The sequence below is a fragment of the Pseudomonas sp. NY11955 genome (genome assembly GCF_048068035.1).
Lineage (GTDB): Bacteria > Pseudomonadota > Gammaproteobacteria > Pseudomonadales > Pseudomonadaceae > Aquipseudomonas.
Window position 1 is genome coordinate 278161 of sequence record NZ_JBLUPS010000005.1, and the last position, 14177, is coordinate 292337.

Genomic DNA, 14177 nt, shown 5'->3' on the forward strand with positions numbered 1-14177 from the left:
TAACCCAACAAGATTCACGGTGAACCCCGATGGCAACCTGCGGCGAAGTACTGGTCAAACTCCTTGAAGGCTATGGCGTGGACCATGTCTTCGGCATTCCCGGTGTACATACCGTGGAGCTCTACCGTGGCCTGGCGGGCTCGTCCATTCGCCACATCACTCCGCGCCATGAGCAGGGCGCCGGGTTCATGGCTGACGGCTATGCGCGCACCCGTGGCAAACCGGGGGTGTGCTTCATCATTACCGGCCCTGGCATGACCAATATCACCACTGCCATGGGCCAGGCCTATGCCGACTCGATCCCGATGCTGGTGATCTCCAGCGTGCAATCCCGCGACCAGCTGGGCGGTGGCCGTGGCAAGCTGCATGAACTGCCCAACCAGGCAGCGCTGGTAGCAGGCGTGGCGGCGTTTTCCCATACCTTGATGAGTGCCGCCGACCTGCCGCAGGTGCTGGCCCGTGCCTTCGCCGTATTCGACAGTGCCCGACCGCGCCCGGTGCACATCGAGATCCCGCTCGATGTGCTGGTTGAACCGGCCGACCACCTGTTGCCGGGGCGCCCGGTACGGGGCAGCCGCGCAGGTGCAGCGCCACGGGCTGTGGCGCAGATGGCTGAGCGCCTGGCCAGCGCACGTCGGCCGCTGATCCTGGCCGGTGGCGGGGCGTTGGCTGCGGGTGCTGCGCTGGCACGCCTGGCCGAACACCTTCAGGCCCCGGTGGCGCTGACCATCAATGCCAAGGGCTTGCTACCGGCCAGCCACCCGTTGCAGATCGGCTCGACCCAGTCGTTGCCGGCCACACGGGCCCTGGTGGCTGAGGCCGACGTGGTGCTGGCGATCGGTACCGAATTGGCCGAAACCGATTATGACGTGACCTTCAAGGGCGGTTTCGAGATCCCAGGCAGCCTGCTGCGCATCGACATCGACCCGGACCAGACCGTGCGCAATTACCTGCCGGAGCTGGCGCTGGTAGCCGATGCCGAGCTGGCCGCCGAAGCGCTGCTTGGTGCCTTGCAGGCCCAGCCGCAACCGCTGCGCGAAAGCACTTGGGGGGTGGCCCGTGTGGCCAACTTGCGCCAGGCACTGGCGGCCGATTGGGACCAGGCGGCCTTGAGCCAGACGCGTTTGCTCAGCGCCATTCTCGAACGCCTGCCCAATGCCATTCTGGTGGGTGATTCCACCCAACCGGTGTACACCGGCAACCTGACCCTGGACATGGACCAGCCGCGCCGCTGGTTCAATGCCTCGACCGGCTATGGCACCCTGGGTTATGCGCTGCCTGCCGCCATGGGCGCCTGGTTGGGCAGTGCCGAGCAGGCCGACCAACGCGCGCCGGCGGTGTGCCTGATTGGTGACGGCGGCTTGCAGTTCACCCTGCCGGAGCTGGCCAGTGCGGTGGAGGCGCAGGTGCCGCTGGTCGTGCTGCTGTGGAATAACCAAGGGTACGAGGAGATCAAGAAGTACATGGTCAACCGGGCGATCGAGCCGGTCGGCGTGGATATCCATACCCCAGACTTCATCGGCGTGGCGCGGGCGCTGGGAGCGGCGGCGGAGCAGGTGGCGGATGTGGCGCAGTTGCAGGCTGCGTTGGCGCTGGCGGTGGAGCGCAAGGGGCCGACTTTGATCCAGATTGACCAGAATCAGTGGCAAGGGACAGTGTTGGGATGACGTGAAGCTGCTGTCTGGACCGGCCTCTTCGCGGGCTCGCCCGCTCCCACAGGGCACTGCACTGAAGGTTGTGCTGTACCTGGGGGAGCGGGCGAGCCCGCGAAAAGGCCAGTACAGCCACCAAAAAGTTCTAGCCAGCAGTGGCCCTCAATCTGGCCACATCCCGAATGGGTGGCGCGCCGTACAGCCGGCTGTATTCACGGCTGAACTGCGACGGGCTTTCGTACCCTACCCGATAGGCCGCCACCGCTGCCTCGAGCCCGTCGTTGAGCATCAGCCGGCGGGCCTCCTGCAAGCGCAGTTGCTTCTGGTACTGCAACGGGCTCATCGACGTCACCGCCTTGAATCGGTGGTGCAAGGTCGAGGTGCTGAGGTTGACCTCACGGGCCAGGTCTTCAATACGCAGTGGCTGTTGGTAGTTGTTGTTAAGCCAGGTGATGGCCTGGCAAACCCGATGGGTCTGGCTGTTGGCCAAGGCAATTTCATACAGCCGGCAACCCTGCGGCCCACGGAGCAGGCGGTAGAGAATCTCGCGGCGGAACAGCGGTGCCAACATTGCGATATCACGCGGTGTGTCCAGCAGGCGGATCAGCCGTAGCAGGGCGTCGAGCAATGCCGCATCAGTCCTTTCCACATACAAGCCACGACCGGAAGGTCGGTTGGGCACCAGCATCGGCCCGCTTTCGGCAATCAGCTGGCTGATCTCGGCCGGGTCCAGGTCCATGCGCAGGCCCAGGCTGGGGTTTTCCGGGCTGGCGTCGAGCTTTACCCCGCTCAGCGGCAAGGTGACCGAGACCACCATGTAGTGCAGTGGGTCGTAGGCATACTGCTCGTCACCGAGGAACAGGCTTTTGCTGCCTTGGGCGAGTATGCACAGGGCAGGTTGCGCCAGGGTCGGTACTGAGCGCACGTTCTCGGTGTAACGCACCAGGTACAAGTCATCGATGGCCGATGCGGGGCCGTGGGGCTCGCCGGCATGGCGGGTAATCAGCTCGGCCAGCTCCAGGCGCTGCAGTTCCAGGGTCGGGTCGGTGGACGGGGCGGTGGTCATGTTGGCTTTCCTCTACTGACCGACGCAGCATAGGTTTGGGCAAAGATGGGCGCTAGTCGAAAGCTGCACGTCGATTGCCTGATCCTGCAGCGCTGCAGGATCAGGCAATCGACGTGCAGTAATGGCCTAACGCGCCGCGCGGGCGAGCCCCTAACCTTGGCAGCCTGGCTTTTCTGTCCGCGTGCTTCAAGGAGATTGTGCAATGACCCTAAAACAACCGGTCACCCATCTTGCTTTCATCCGTGCCAGCAGCGGGCGCTCGGCAGAGCTTGGCGCGCGCCTGCGTGACCTGCTCGAACCCTCGCGGCGTGCGCCGGGTTGCCTGAGTTTCACGGTGCAGCGTTCGCAGGCCGATGCTGATCTGTGGCTGCTCAGTGGTAGCTGGCAGGACCAACAGGCGATGAGCGGCTACTTTGCTTCGCCGACGCTGGAGGTGTTTGGCGAGCTGGTGCAGGCACGGGTGGTCAGCAGCCTCGACTTGCATACCTTCGATTGAGGGCGGATGAGGTAAAGTGACGCCCTTGTTCAACCAGGCGGATAGCAACATGGCACGTAGGGAATTTACTCATTTCGAAGCGGTTTCGGCGATGGTGCCGGTGGAGGGCGGCGGTTACAACGCGGCTATCGCGGTCAAGGCCTTGGGCATGGGCGGTGCGCCGCGCTTTCACAAGGTTCTCGACGGACAGGTGTTCAAGGGCGCTGTGGCCGCCGACGAAGCGGCCACCGCCGAGCTGCAACGCTTGCAGGGCGTCAGCGAAGAGGGTGAGCTGGTCTGGTGATCAGGCCGGTGGCCGGGCCATCTTGAACAGGTTGCCCAGCTCGAAATAGTCCGCCGGGCCGCCGCCACGCAGGATCGGTTCGGCGGCAGCGGTATCGTAGATGCCGTTGTTCAACAGGTGCTCGGCAATGTGCACCGCCACTACTTCCCCGAGGATCAGCCAGCTGGGCACCGGTTCCTGGTCGGCCCGCTTGAGTTGGACGATCTGGCTGACCTTGCACTCGAAGGCGACTGGGGTTTCACCCACGCGTGGCACCTTGACGATGCTCGACGGTGCGGCAGTGAGGCCACTCAATTCGAACTCGCTTACCTCGGCGGCAACCGGCGCGCAGCTCAGGTTCATCTGTTCGGCCAGCGGTCGGGTGGCCAGGTTCCAGACGAATTCACCGGTCTGCTCGATGTTGTTCAGGCTGTCTTTGCGCCCGACGCTGCAGAATCCGATGATCGGTGGGATGTAGTTGAAGGCGTTGAAGAAGCTGTAGGGCGCCAGGTTCAGGCGGCCTTCGCGGTCCTGGGAGGAGATCCAGCCGATAGGGCGGGGGCCGACGATGGCGTTGAACGGGTCGTGGGGCAGGCCGTGGCCTTTGGCGGGTTCGTAGTAATACATCTGTGCTGGGCTTGCTGGCCCTACCTCCTGGTGGACAAGTTGCCTAGTGTGCCAAGCCTGAGCGCGTCTGCAAATGATCAAGCCCGGCCGAAGCCGGGCTGGGCGCTCGCATCAGGCATCAGCTGATGCGGTGAGCGTTGGTGCGGTCGAAGCCATCTTCGGCGAAGCGTTGGCCGCCGGTGCGGTCGAAGCCATCTTCGGCGAAGCGTTGGCCACCGGTGCGGTCGAAGCCGTCTTCGGCGAAGCGTTGGCCGCCGGTGCGGTCGAAGCCGTCTTCGGCGAAGCGTTGGCCACCGGTGCGGTCGAAGCCGTCTTCGGCGAAGCGTTGGCCACCGGTGCGGTCGAAGCCATCTTCGGCGTAGCGGGCGGATTGAGTCTGGGCCGCGGCAAAGGTGTGGCCATTGGTACGATCAAAGCCATCTTCGGCAAAGGCGCCTGCTGCGAAAACCGAAAGGGCCAGGGTGAGGATCAGTTTGCTTTTCATGGTCGTTGCTCCGGGGGTTTGTGAGTTGTTTGTTTCTATGGGTTTTATGCTACGCCAATTAATTTGATTAAAAAGCGCAAAAAATAGCGATTAAAAATCTAATTATTCGATGTATGTGTGTGCGCATACCGTGAATCAGGCAGCAGCCTGGCTCAAGGGAAGTCGGCGCTTACACCAACGTTCTGCCAGCCATTGCAGCTTGATAGGGGGGAATTAATAGGGCGTTAAGAAGGAAAAATCTGAAGTCGACGGCCGATGAACGTATTTTTCATCTATCACCAACCGATTTTTCAGACGCCGCTCAGCACCATCGCCGCACCTAAAACTGGAGCGGCACAACAATGAACAAACTCCCGCAAATCACCTTGGCCTTCTGGGTCATGAAGATCTGCGCTACTACCCTGGGTGAAACAGCAGGTGACTTGCTGTCGATGACCCTCGACATTGGCTATGCACTCAGCTCGCTGCTGCTCATCAGCGTGTTCCTGCTGACGTTGCTCGGCCAGTTGTACTCACGCCGCTATCACCCGATGCTGTACTGGTTGGTGATCCTCTCCACCAGCACCGCCGGCACCACCATGTCCGACTTCATGGACCGCACCCTGGGCCTGGGTTATGCCATGGGCTCGGCCCTGCTGATTGGTATCCTGCTGCTCACCTTCCTGGTCTGGCGCCTGAGCGGCAACCCGCTGGATGTCACCCGCATCAAGAACCGTACAGGCGAGCTGTTCTACTGGGTGGCGATCCTGTTTTCCAACACCCTCGGCACCGCGCTGGGCGATTACCTGGCCGATGACTCGGGGCTGGGTTTTGCCGGCGGCGCACTGTTGATTGGCAGTGCCATTGCACTGGTGGTGGTGGCCCGCTACTGGACGCGCATCCCCGGTGTGGTGTTGTTCTGGATCGCGTTCGTGCTCACCCGCCCGTTTGGCGCCACCTTGGGCGATTTCCTGACCAAGCCGCATGAGAAGGGCGGCCTGGACTTCGGTACGGTCGGTTCCTCGGCCGTGCTGGGCGGGGTGCTGCTGGTGCTGGTGCTAATGGCCACCTGGTACCAGCGCCGTGAACCGCGTCAGGCGTTGGAGATGTCTTGAGTGTTGATGCGGTAACGGGTACTTCGGCCCCCGCCTGGTAGACGAACCAGGCAAGCTTTATCGAGCAGATCGGTAAGGTGGCGGGTCGCAGTGGCCTTGGATACCTTCACAACTGCCTGGTATTGCGTGGCGCTGATGCCGTCCTCGAAACCGCGCGGGCCGCCATCGAGCAATCTGTTGAGCACCTTGACTTGTTCGGGCAGCAAGCCATCTGCGCGATGCGCCTGCCAGAACCTGGCTTTGGCCAGAATCCGGTCAATGTTCATCAGTGCCTGTTCAAGGCTGCGCAGCAGTGTGGCAAGGAACCAGGACAGCCAGCGGGTGATATCCAAATCGCCTTTCTGGCTGCTCTCCAGTACCTGGTAATAGCCGGCTCTGTCGTCGAGGATGCTGGCGGACATGGCATAGAAGCGAATGGCCTGGCGCTCAGCTTGTGCCAGAGCCAGGTCGGTGATCGCCCGGGTCAGTCGACCATTGCCATCGTCGAACGGGTGCAGTGTAACGAACCAGAAGTGCGCGATGCCCGCACGCAGCAGCGGGTCCAGACCAGCGAGATCCAGGCTGTAGGCAAACCAGTCAAGAAACTCGGCGAGCTGTGTTTCAAGGCTATCGCGAGGTGGTGCCTGGAAATGCACGGTGGGCTTGTCAAGGCGGCCGGAGATCACCTGCATGGGCACTTCATCACGCAGTTGGCCGACCAGTACCGCCTTGCTCAAGGTGCCTTGCGCCACCGGGAATAGCCACTGGTGCCAGGTGAGCAGGCGTTGCAGGGTCAGTGGCCGGTCATACCCTTGCGTTGCATCCAGCATCAGCTCCGCCAGTCCTTCACTGCGGACATTGGTAGCGCCGTGCTCTTCAATACCCAGTCGGCGAGCGAGGGAAGAGCGGACTGAGCCCACATTCAACTGTTCACCTTCTATGGCCGAGGAGGTGACGATGTTCTGCAGCAATGTATCCAGAATGTTCTCGCACTCGCTGAACTCATCGACGCTGCCGATCTTGCCGAGCAGGCGCCCTTGCATATCGATGCAGTTGCGCAGAAGTGGGGTGATTGCTTCGTTTTGCCAGGTGAATTGGGGCCAAGCAGGTTGCTGCCAGATCCACAAAGGACTGTTCATGATTGTGCCGATCCCCTCTGTGAGCCGAATAAGCCGACTATTCGGCTCATTAAGTGAGCCGAATAATAGCGCTATTCGGCTCACTCAATGAGCCGAATAGTCGGCTTATTCGGCTCACGGGCTGTCGTGTGTCATGAAAAAGGGGCGCCCCATACAATGGAGCGCCCCTTTCAGTATGACCAGGCCTGAGTCAATCGGTGGTGATCCGCGAGTGTTGCTTGGTGTCCTTCATGGTCGCGTAAACCAGCAGCGAGCAAGCGATGCAGGCGGTGACGTACCAGTAGAAGCCGCTCTCCATGCCGACGCTCTTGAACCACAGGGCGACATACTCGGCGGTACCGCCGAAGATCGACACGGTCAGCGCATACGGCAGGCCTACGCCCAGTGCGCGAATTTCAGTTGGGAACAGCTCGGCCTTGACCACGGCGTTGATCGAGGTGTAGCCGCTGACGATGATCAGCGCGGCCATGATCAGGAAGAACGCGCCCCACCAGGTCTGGATGGTGTGCAGGGTGCTGAGGATCGGTACGGTGAACAGGGTGCCGAGCACACCGAAGGCGATCAGGATCGGGCGTCGGCCAATCTTGTCGGACAGGCCACCGATCACCGGCTGCAGGCACATGAACAAGAACAGCGTGGCGGCCGAGATGGTGGTCGAGTCGCTGATGCTCATGCCCACGGTATTGACCAGGTACTTCTGCATGTAGGTGGTGTAAGTGTAGAAAGCCAGGGTGCCGCCCATGGTCAGGCCGACCACGGTCATCAGTTCCTTGGGGTGACGCAGCAGGGTGCGCATCAGGCTTTCCTTGGCCTTTTCCTTCTTGGTGAACGAAGCGGTTTCTTCCATGCCGCGACGCAGGTACAAAGCCACCACGGCGCACAGCGCACCGATCACGAACGGCACACGCCAGCCCCAGGCATACAGCTGCTCGGTGGTCAGGGTCTGTTGCAGGATGATCAGTACCGCCAAGGCGATGAGCTGGCCGGAAATCAGGGTCACGTACTGGAAGCTGGAGAAGAAGCCACGGCGCTCCTTGCTGGCCATTTCGCTGAGGTAGGTGGCGGAGGTGCCATATTCACCACCCACCGACAGGCCTTGCAGCAGACGCGCGATGACCAGCAGGATCGGTGCGGCGACGCCGATGGTTTCATACCCAGGGGTCAGGGCAATGACCAGCGAGCCTGCGCACATCAGCAGTACCGACGCCATCAGCGCGGCCTTGCGGCCCTTGCGGTCGGCGTACAGGCCCATCAGCCAACCACCGATCGGGCGCATGAGGAAGCCCACGGCGAAGATTGCGGCGGTATTGAGCAGTTGTGCGGTGGAGTCGCCAGCCGGGAAGAAGGCCTTGGCGAAGTACAGCGAGAATGCGGCGTAGACGTACCAGTCGTACCATTCGACCATGTTGCCGATGGAACCGCTGAAAATCGATTTCAGGCGGCTGGCGGTGGTTTTTTCCGCGGCAGGCGCGGTGGCCGCCCCAGCGGGCAGGGAGGTGGCGTTATCCATCAGGGATACCTTCTCGTTGTTTTTGTGGAGCGCGCCGTGGCGCAGCTTGCACAGGTGTTTGCAGAAGGTGTGCCAAATGGGTGCGTGATGATCCAAACGGGGGCGCTGGGCGCCCCTTCGCGGGCCCGCCGCCCCCCCAGGGCCCGCGTCACGCTTGATCTTTCACATTTTTTTGTGGGAGCGGGCGAGCCCGCGAAAGGCTGCAACCCAACGCCCTTGAAACCCAGTATATGAGCGGATTCTTGCTGGTCGGACTGGCGCGGTGAGCGGAAAGCCGCTCATTCGCGCATCATGAAATCTTCCCGCAACAACCCATGCCGCTGCATTTTTTCGTTAAGCGTACGCCGCGGCAGCTGCAAAGCCTGCATCACCGCCTTGATCTCGCCCCCATGCAGCCGCAACGCCGCACGCAGGCACTGCGCCTCGAACGCTTCCATCTGTTCGCTCAACGATTGCCCGGCAGGTGCCACCTCGATATTCGGCGAACCCAGCCCCAACGCATGCCGCTCTGCGGCATTGGCCAGCTCACGCACGTTGCCCGGCCAGTCATGCGTCAGCAATTGCGCAAGCTGTGCGCCCGGCAGTGGAGGGGCCACCCGGCCGATTTTTTCGCCTGCGCTTCGGGCAAAGTGCTCGAACAGCAGCGCAATGTCCTCTCGCCGCTCACGCAGCGGTGCCAGGCGCAATTCGGCCACGTTCAAGCGGTAGGCCAGGTCTTCGCGAAAGCGCCCGGCACGTGCCTCTTCGAGCAGGTCGGGCTTGGTCGCGGCAATGATGCGCAGGTCGACGCTGATGCTCTGGTTGGCCCCCAGACGCTCCAGCTTCTGCTCCTGGATGACCCGCAGCAGCTTGGCCTGCTGAGCCAGTGGCATGCTTTCGATTTCGTCGAGGAACACCGTGCCACCGTTGGCGTACTCCAGCTTGCCGATGCGTTTGCCCTGGGCGCCGGTGAAGGCGCCACTCTCATGACCGAACAGTTCGGCTTCGAACAGTGCTTCGGGGATGGCGGCGCAATTGAGGGCTACGAACGGCTTGTCGGCGCGGGGGCCAAAATCGTGCAGGCAGCGGGCTACCCGTTCCTTGCCACTGCCGGTTTCACCACGGATCAGCACATTGACCGGCAGGCTGGCCAGGTCCAGCACTTGTCGGCGCAGCTGTTGCAGGCCTTGGGACATACCCAGCAGCGTGCTTTCGAGGCGCGACTTGAGGTCGGCCTGCTCGTGCAGCCGGCGGTTCTCCAACACCAGCTGGCGCTTTTCCAGGGCCCGGCGCAGGCTGCCCAGCAAGTGTTGCGGCGTGAAGGGCTTTTCCAGAAAGTCATAGGCCCCATTGCGCATGGCTTCTACCGCCATCGGCACATCACCGTGACCGGTCAGCAAAATGACCGGCAGGTCGGGGTCGTCCGCTTGCAGGCGTTCGAGCAATTGCAGGCCATCCATGCCCGGCATGCGTACATCGCTGATGATCACCCCGGGGAAGTGCCGCGGCAGTTGGGCCAGGCATTCTTGCGCGTGGGCGAACAACTGCACGCTGAAGCCGGACAGGCTCAGCCATTGCTCCACAGCAGTGCGGATACTGGCTTCATCATCGACGACGATCACCGAATTCAACATACAGGCTCCAGGTCACGGGGCAGGGTAAGGCTCAGGCGAGCGCCGCCGGGCAGGTTTTCGGCCTGCAGCTGGCCGCCGGCCTCGTGCACGATGCCATAGGAAATGGCCAGGCCCAGGCCCAGCCCTTCACCCACCGGCTTGGTGGTGAAGAAGGGGTCGAAGACCTTGGCCAGGTCCGCCTCGGCAATGCCGCCACCTGAGTCGAGCACACTCAGGCGCCATAACGCTTGGTCGGGCTCGATGCGGATCTCCAGGCGTTTGTAGCGCTTGTCGGCCATGGCGTCGAGGGCATTGCGCAGCAGGTTGATCAACACCTGCTCCAAACGGATGGCATCGCCGCGTACCCAGGCTGGGCGTGCCAGGTACAGGGCCACTTCTACCTCCTCGCTGCGAATGCGTGCTTCAAGCAGGTGCAAGGCCTGGTCGACCACGGTGGCCAGGTCGAGGCGCTCGCGCAGGCCCACCGGGCTGTTGCGAGCGAAGGTTTTCAGGTGGCTGGTGAGCGCAGCCATGCGCGTGAGCATCTGTTCCAGCGGCTCCAGCGCCTGCCGCGCTTCGTCATGACGGCCATGGTCAAGCAGCAGGCGCAGGGTTTCCAGTTGCATTCGCTGGGTGGTCAGCGGTTGGTTGATTTCGTGGGCCATGGCCGCCGACATCTGCCCGAGTGCGGCCAGTTTGGCCGATTGCACCAGGCCTTCCTGGGCGGTGCGCAGCTCGCGGGTGCGCTCCTCGACCTGGCGCTTGAGCTCTTGCCGGCTGCGCTGGCGCAAGCGGGCCAGGCGCAGGCGCTGGCTGACGAACAACGCTGCGAACACCAGGCTCAGCCAGACGGCGGCAGCGCCGAGGGCGGCATTGCGCCCATCGGCGGCGACCTGCGGTTTGCGCAGCAGGTGCAAGGTCCAGTTTTCGCCTTCCAACGGCAGGCTTTCCCACAAGTACTCGGCGCTGCCCTCGGGGCCTTGCACGCGGCTAAGGGTGCTGTTGCTGGCAAAGCGTGTCAGCACCTGATGCTGCAGCGGCACCAGTGGTTGCTTGTCGTACTGACGGGTTTCGGCCAGTTCGGCACGGTCGGCGCCACTGAGCGGCTGCAGTTCGCGGTAGCGCCAGCCGTCCTGGTTGGCAATGAAGGTAATGCCGCGGGCGTCGCTGACCAACAGGATATCGCTGCCCTGGCGCCATTCGCGCTCCAGTTCGGGGAACTCCAGCTTCACCACCATGGCACCCAGGAAGCGGCCATGCTCGTCGTTGACTGCGCTGGCCAGGAAGTAGCCTGGCACGCCACTGGTCACGCCGACGGCATAGAAGCGGCCGCTGCCTTGGCTGCGGGTTTGCTTGAAGTAGGGCCGGAAGCCGTAGTTGGAACCCACGTAGCTGCTGGGCAGCCGCCAGTTGCTGGCGGCAATGGCCAGGCCGGTGCGGTCGAGCAGTTCGAGGGTGGAGGAATTGGCGGCGCCGTTGATGCGTTCAAGTTTGTGGTTCAGGGCGTCCTGTACCTGTTCGGTAACCGGGCCGCGCAAGGCGGCGATCAGCTCCGGGTCCAGCGCCAGTACGGCGGGGAGGGCGCGGTAGCGGTCGATCAGGGTGTGCAGGGCGTTGGCGTACAGGCCCAATTGCTGGCTGGCACGCTGGGCGTCGTCTTCCATGGCCTGGCGCTTGGCCTGGTGCATGGTCCAGCCCGCACTGAGGGCGGTACCCAGCACGATCAGCAGGGTGATCAGCCCCAGACGCAGGGCGCGAAAGGAAAAGGGCATTGGGGCGGATCCGGATGATTGGGATATCGGGGCCGGCCGCTTCACGGGCTTGCCCGCTCCCACAGGATTCTCACGGCCCGATGGACCTGTGCAGTACCTGTGGGAGCGGGCAGGCCCGCGAAAGGGCCGGTACAGGCGACCTTTCAGTTACAGCAGTTCAAAGCTCTGCTGCTGTACCGCCTGGGAATCCAACCCTACCTGGACATTGAACTCACCTGGCTCGGCAACCCGCTGCAACTGGCCATTGTAGAACTTCAGGTCGTCCTCGCTGATGCGGAATGTCAATGTGCGGGTTTCACCCGGCTTGAGCATCAGCTTCTGGAAGTTCTTCAGCTCCTTCACCGGGCGGCTCATCGACGCCGACACATCCTGCAGGTACAGCTGCACCACCGTCTCGCCTGCAACCTTGCCGGTGTTCTGGACCGTTACCTTGGCTTCCAGCGTATCGCCGCGCTTGAGGTCCTTGCTCGACAGCTTCAGGCCCGACAGCTCGAAGCTGCTGTAGCTCAGGCCATAGCCGAACGGGTACAGCGGCCCGTTGGGTTCTTCGAAGTACTGCGAGGTGTAGTTGCCCGGCTTGCCTGGCGTGAACGGCCGGCCGATACGGGTATGGTTGTAGTACATCGGGATCTGCCCGACCGAGCGTGGGAAGGTGATGGCCAGCTTGCCGGACGGGTTGTAATCACCAAACAGCACATCGGCGATGGCATTGCCGCCCTCGGTACCGGCGAACCAGGTCTCGAGGATGGCATCGGCCTGTTCACGCTCCCAGCCGATCGACAGCGGGCGGCCGTTCATCAGCACCAGTACCAGCGGTTTGCCGGTGGCCTTGAGGGCCTTGATCAGCTCGCGCTGGCTGGCCGGGATCTCCAGGGTGGTACGGCTGGACGATTCGTGGGACATGCCGCGGGACTCGCCGACCACTGCCACGATCACATCGGACTGCTTGGCCGCCTTGACCGCCTCATCGATCAGCACCGCAGGCGGGCGTGGGTCGTCGACGATTTCCGGGGCATCGAAGTTGAGGAAGTTCAAGTAATCGAAGATCGCCTTGTCGCCCGTGACGTTGGAGCCTTTGGCGTAGACCAGCTTGGCCTTGCCTTCCACGGCGCGGCGCAGGCCTTCGCGCACGGTCACCGAGTGCACGGGTTTGCCGTCGGCGGCCCAGCTGCCCATCATGTCGATCGGGGCATCGGCCAGCGGGCCGACCAAGGCAATGGTGCCGGCCTTTTTCAGTGGCAGGGTCTGGTTGCGGTTTTCCAGCAACACCAGGCTGCGGCGTGCCACGTCACGCGCGGCTTCGCGGTGCAGGCGGTCGTTGCCGTAGTAGTCCTTCAGGTCGTTTTCGGCTTTGCCGATGCGTACGTACGGGTCCTTGAACAGGCCCATGTCGTACTTGGCACCCAGCACTTCACGCACCGCCTGGTCCAACTCGCGCTGGGTGACTTCGCCGGACTTCAGCAGGCCCGGCAGCTCTTCGCCGTACAGGGTGTCGTTCATGCTCATGTCGATGCCGGCCTTGATCGCCAGCTTGGCGGCTTCACGGCCGTCGCGGGCGACGCCGTGGCGAATCAGTTCCTGGATGGCGCCGTGGTCGCTGATGGTCACGCCCTTGAAGCCCCACTCCTTGCGCAGCAGGTCGTTCATCAGCCAGGTGTTGGAGGTGGCCGGCACGCCGTTGATCGAGTTCAGCGCCACCATGACCCCGCCGGCACCCGCATCGAGGGCGGCGCGGTAGGGCGGCAGGTAGTCGTTGTACATTTTCGGCAGGCTCATATCGACCGTGTTGTAGTCGCGCCCGCCTTCGACTGCGCCATACAGGGCGAAGTGCTTGACGATGGCCATGATGCTGTCGGGGTTGGCCGGGCTGCTGCCCTGGAACGAGCGCACCATCACCTGGCCGATTTTCGAGGTCAGGTAAGTGTCTTCGCCGAAGCCTTCACTGGTGCGGCCCCAGCGCGGGTCACGGGCGATGTCGACCATCGGTGCGAAGGTCATGTCCAGGGCGTCGGCCGAGGCTTCGATGGCGGCGGTGCGACCGACCTTGGCGACGGCGTCCATGTCCCAGGTGGCGGCCATGCCTAGGCCGATGGGGAAGATGGTGCGTTCGCCGTGGACGGTATCGTAGGCGAAGAACATCGGGATCTTCAGGCGGCTGCGCATGGCCGCGTCCTGCATCGGCCGGTTTTCGGGGGCGGTGCGTGAGTTGAAGGTGCCGCCGATGCGGCCGGCGGCAATTTCCTCGCGGATCTTGTCGTGGGGCATTTCCGGGCCGATGCTGATCAGGCGCAACTGGCCGATCTTCTCGGCTTCGGTCATCTGGCTGATCAGATGGTCGATGAATGCCTGCTTGTCCTGCAGGGGCGGGGCGGTGGGGGCGGCGAGGGCCGCCTGACTGGCAAGGCCCATGGCCAGGCCCAGCAAAGACAGTTTCATCATCAATTCCGTTGTGAGGCCTCTGCCGTATCCACGGTGATACGTGCGCGACCGAAGTTTTCAGGCGG

At 62.9% G+C, this 14177-nt stretch carries 12 protein-coding genes; 4 read left to right on the forward strand and 8 right to left on the reverse strand.

What is annotated here, in order from left to right; translation table 11 throughout:
* Positions 1-29 precede the first annotated feature (29 nt).
* Positions 30-1667 carry a 5-guanidino-2-oxopentanoate decarboxylase gene (locus ACNFBR_RS12155; RefSeq protein ID WP_416735126.1) on the forward strand — a complete coding sequence of 546 codons (1638 nt, stop codon included), beginning with the start codon at positions 30-32 and terminating at the stop codon, positions 1665-1667.
* Positions 1668-1797: 130 nt separating this feature from the next.
* Here ACNFBR_RS12155 and ACNFBR_RS12160 read toward each other — a convergent pair whose 3' ends face one another.
* Positions 1798-2718, reverse strand: coding sequence for an AraC family transcriptional regulator (locus ACNFBR_RS12160; protein ID WP_416735127.1), 921 nt, complete (start codon positions 2716-2718; stop codon positions 1798-1800).
* Between the two features lie 202 nt (positions 2719-2920).
* Here ACNFBR_RS12160 and ACNFBR_RS12165 point away from each other — a divergent pair, with 202 nt between their 5' ends.
* Both ACNFBR_RS12165 and ACNFBR_RS12170 read left to right on the forward strand, forming a co-directional pair.
* Positions 2921-3214, forward strand: a complete 294-nt coding sequence (locus ACNFBR_RS12165) for a putative quinol monooxygenase (RefSeq protein ID WP_404660704.1) — start codon at positions 2921-2923, stop codon at positions 3212-3214.
* A 16-nt stretch (positions 3215-3230) separates the two neighbouring features.
* On the forward strand, positions 3231-3497 hold the full coding sequence (locus ACNFBR_RS12170; RefSeq protein ID WP_416735128.1) for a hypothetical protein: 267 nt from the start codon (positions 3231-3233) through the stop codon (positions 3495-3497).
* Here ACNFBR_RS12170 and ACNFBR_RS12175 read toward each other — a convergent pair whose 3' ends face one another.
* Both ACNFBR_RS12175 and ACNFBR_RS12180 read right to left on the reverse strand, forming a co-directional pair.
* On the reverse strand, positions 3498-4103 hold the full coding sequence (locus ACNFBR_RS12175; protein WP_416735129.1) for a flavin reductase family protein: 606 nt from the start codon (positions 4101-4103) through the stop codon (positions 3498-3500).
* A 118-nt stretch (positions 4104-4221) separates the two neighbouring features.
* The gene (locus ACNFBR_RS12180) at positions 4222-4587 is read right to left on the reverse strand and encodes a heme utilization protein (protein WP_416735130.1); all 366 of its coding nucleotides are present in this window, start codon (positions 4585-4587) and stop codon (positions 4222-4224) included.
* 341 nt (positions 4588-4928) lie between these two features.
* On the opposite strand from ACNFBR_RS12180, the gene ACNFBR_RS12185 reads away from it, so the two are divergent.
* Complete coding sequence (locus tag ACNFBR_RS12185) at positions 4929-5681, forward strand: hypothetical protein (RefSeq protein WP_416735131.1); 753 nt, start codon at positions 4929-4931, stop codon at positions 5679-5681.
* Here ACNFBR_RS12185 and ACNFBR_RS12190 read toward each other — a convergent pair.
* The 5 genes from ACNFBR_RS12190 to bglX form a co-directional block, all read right to left on the reverse strand.
* The gene (locus tag ACNFBR_RS12190; RefSeq protein WP_416735132.1) at positions 5660-6799 is read right to left on the reverse strand and encodes a Fic family protein; all 1140 of its coding nucleotides are present in this window, start codon (positions 6797-6799) and stop codon (positions 5660-5662) included. The two genes, ACNFBR_RS12185 and ACNFBR_RS12190, sit on opposite strands and share 22 nt — an antisense overlap.
* Positions 6800-6989: 190 nt before the next feature.
* Entirely contained in the window at positions 6990-8309 is a 1320-nt protein-coding gene (locus tag ACNFBR_RS12195) for an MFS transporter (RefSeq protein ID WP_416735133.1), read from the reverse strand.
* A 278-nt stretch (positions 8310-8587) separates the two neighbouring features.
* Positions 8588-9922: a sigma-54-dependent transcriptional regulator gene (locus ACNFBR_RS12200; RefSeq protein WP_416735134.1), complete on the reverse strand. Its 1335-nt coding sequence runs from the start codon at positions 9920-9922 to the stop codon at positions 8588-8590.
* On the reverse strand, positions 9916-11673 hold the full coding sequence (locus ACNFBR_RS12205) for a sensor histidine kinase (protein ID WP_416735135.1): 1758 nt from the start codon (positions 11671-11673) through the stop codon (positions 9916-9918). Before ACNFBR_RS12205 ends, ACNFBR_RS12200 begins: the two co-directional genes overlap by 7 nt.
* Before the next feature lie 147 nt (positions 11674-11820).
* On the reverse strand, positions 11821-14112 hold the full coding sequence (bglX, locus tag ACNFBR_RS12210) for a beta-glucosidase BglX (RefSeq protein WP_416735136.1): 2292 nt from the start codon (positions 14110-14112) through the stop codon (positions 11821-11823).
* Positions 14113-14177: the final 65 nt, after the last annotated feature.

Coding starts and splice junctions, on each gene's coding strand:
- ACNFBR_RS12155 (WP_416735126.1), top strand. CDS start 30: ATGGCAACCTGCGGCGAAGTACTGGTCAAACTCCTTGAAGGCTATGGC.
- ACNFBR_RS12190 (WP_416735132.1), bottom strand. CDS start 6,799: ATGAACAGTCCTTTGTGGATCTGGCAGCAACCTGCTTGGCCCCAATTC.
- ACNFBR_RS12205 (WP_416735135.1), bottom strand. CDS start 11,673: ATGCCCTTTTCCTTTCGCGCCCTGCGTCTGGGGCTGATCACCCTGCTG.
- ACNFBR_RS12180 (WP_416735130.1), bottom strand. CDS start 4,587: ATGAAAAGCAAACTGATCCTCACCCTGGCCCTTTCGGTTTTCGCAGCA.
- ACNFBR_RS12160 (WP_416735127.1), bottom strand. CDS start 2,718: ATGACCACCGCCCCGTCCACCGACCCGACCCTGGAACTGCAGCGCCTG.
- bglX (WP_416735136.1), bottom strand. CDS start 14,112: ATGATGAAACTGTCTTTGCTGGGCCTGGCCATGGGCCTTGCCAGTCAG.
- ACNFBR_RS12195 (WP_416735133.1), bottom strand. CDS start 8,309: ATGGATAACGCCACCTCCCTGCCCGCTGGGGCGGCCACCGCGCCTGCC.
- ACNFBR_RS12200 (WP_416735134.1), bottom strand. CDS start 9,922: ATGTTGAATTCGGTGATCGTCGTCGATGATGAAGCCAGTATCCGCACT.
- ACNFBR_RS12175 (WP_416735129.1), bottom strand. CDS start 4,103: ATGTATTACTACGAACCCGCCAAAGGCCACGGCCTGCCCCACGACCCG.
- ACNFBR_RS12185 (WP_416735131.1), top strand. CDS start 4,929: ATGAACAAACTCCCGCAAATCACCTTGGCCTTCTGGGTCATGAAGATC.
- ACNFBR_RS12165 (WP_404660704.1), top strand. CDS start 2,921: ATGACCCTAAAACAACCGGTCACCCATCTTGCTTTCATCCGTGCCAGC.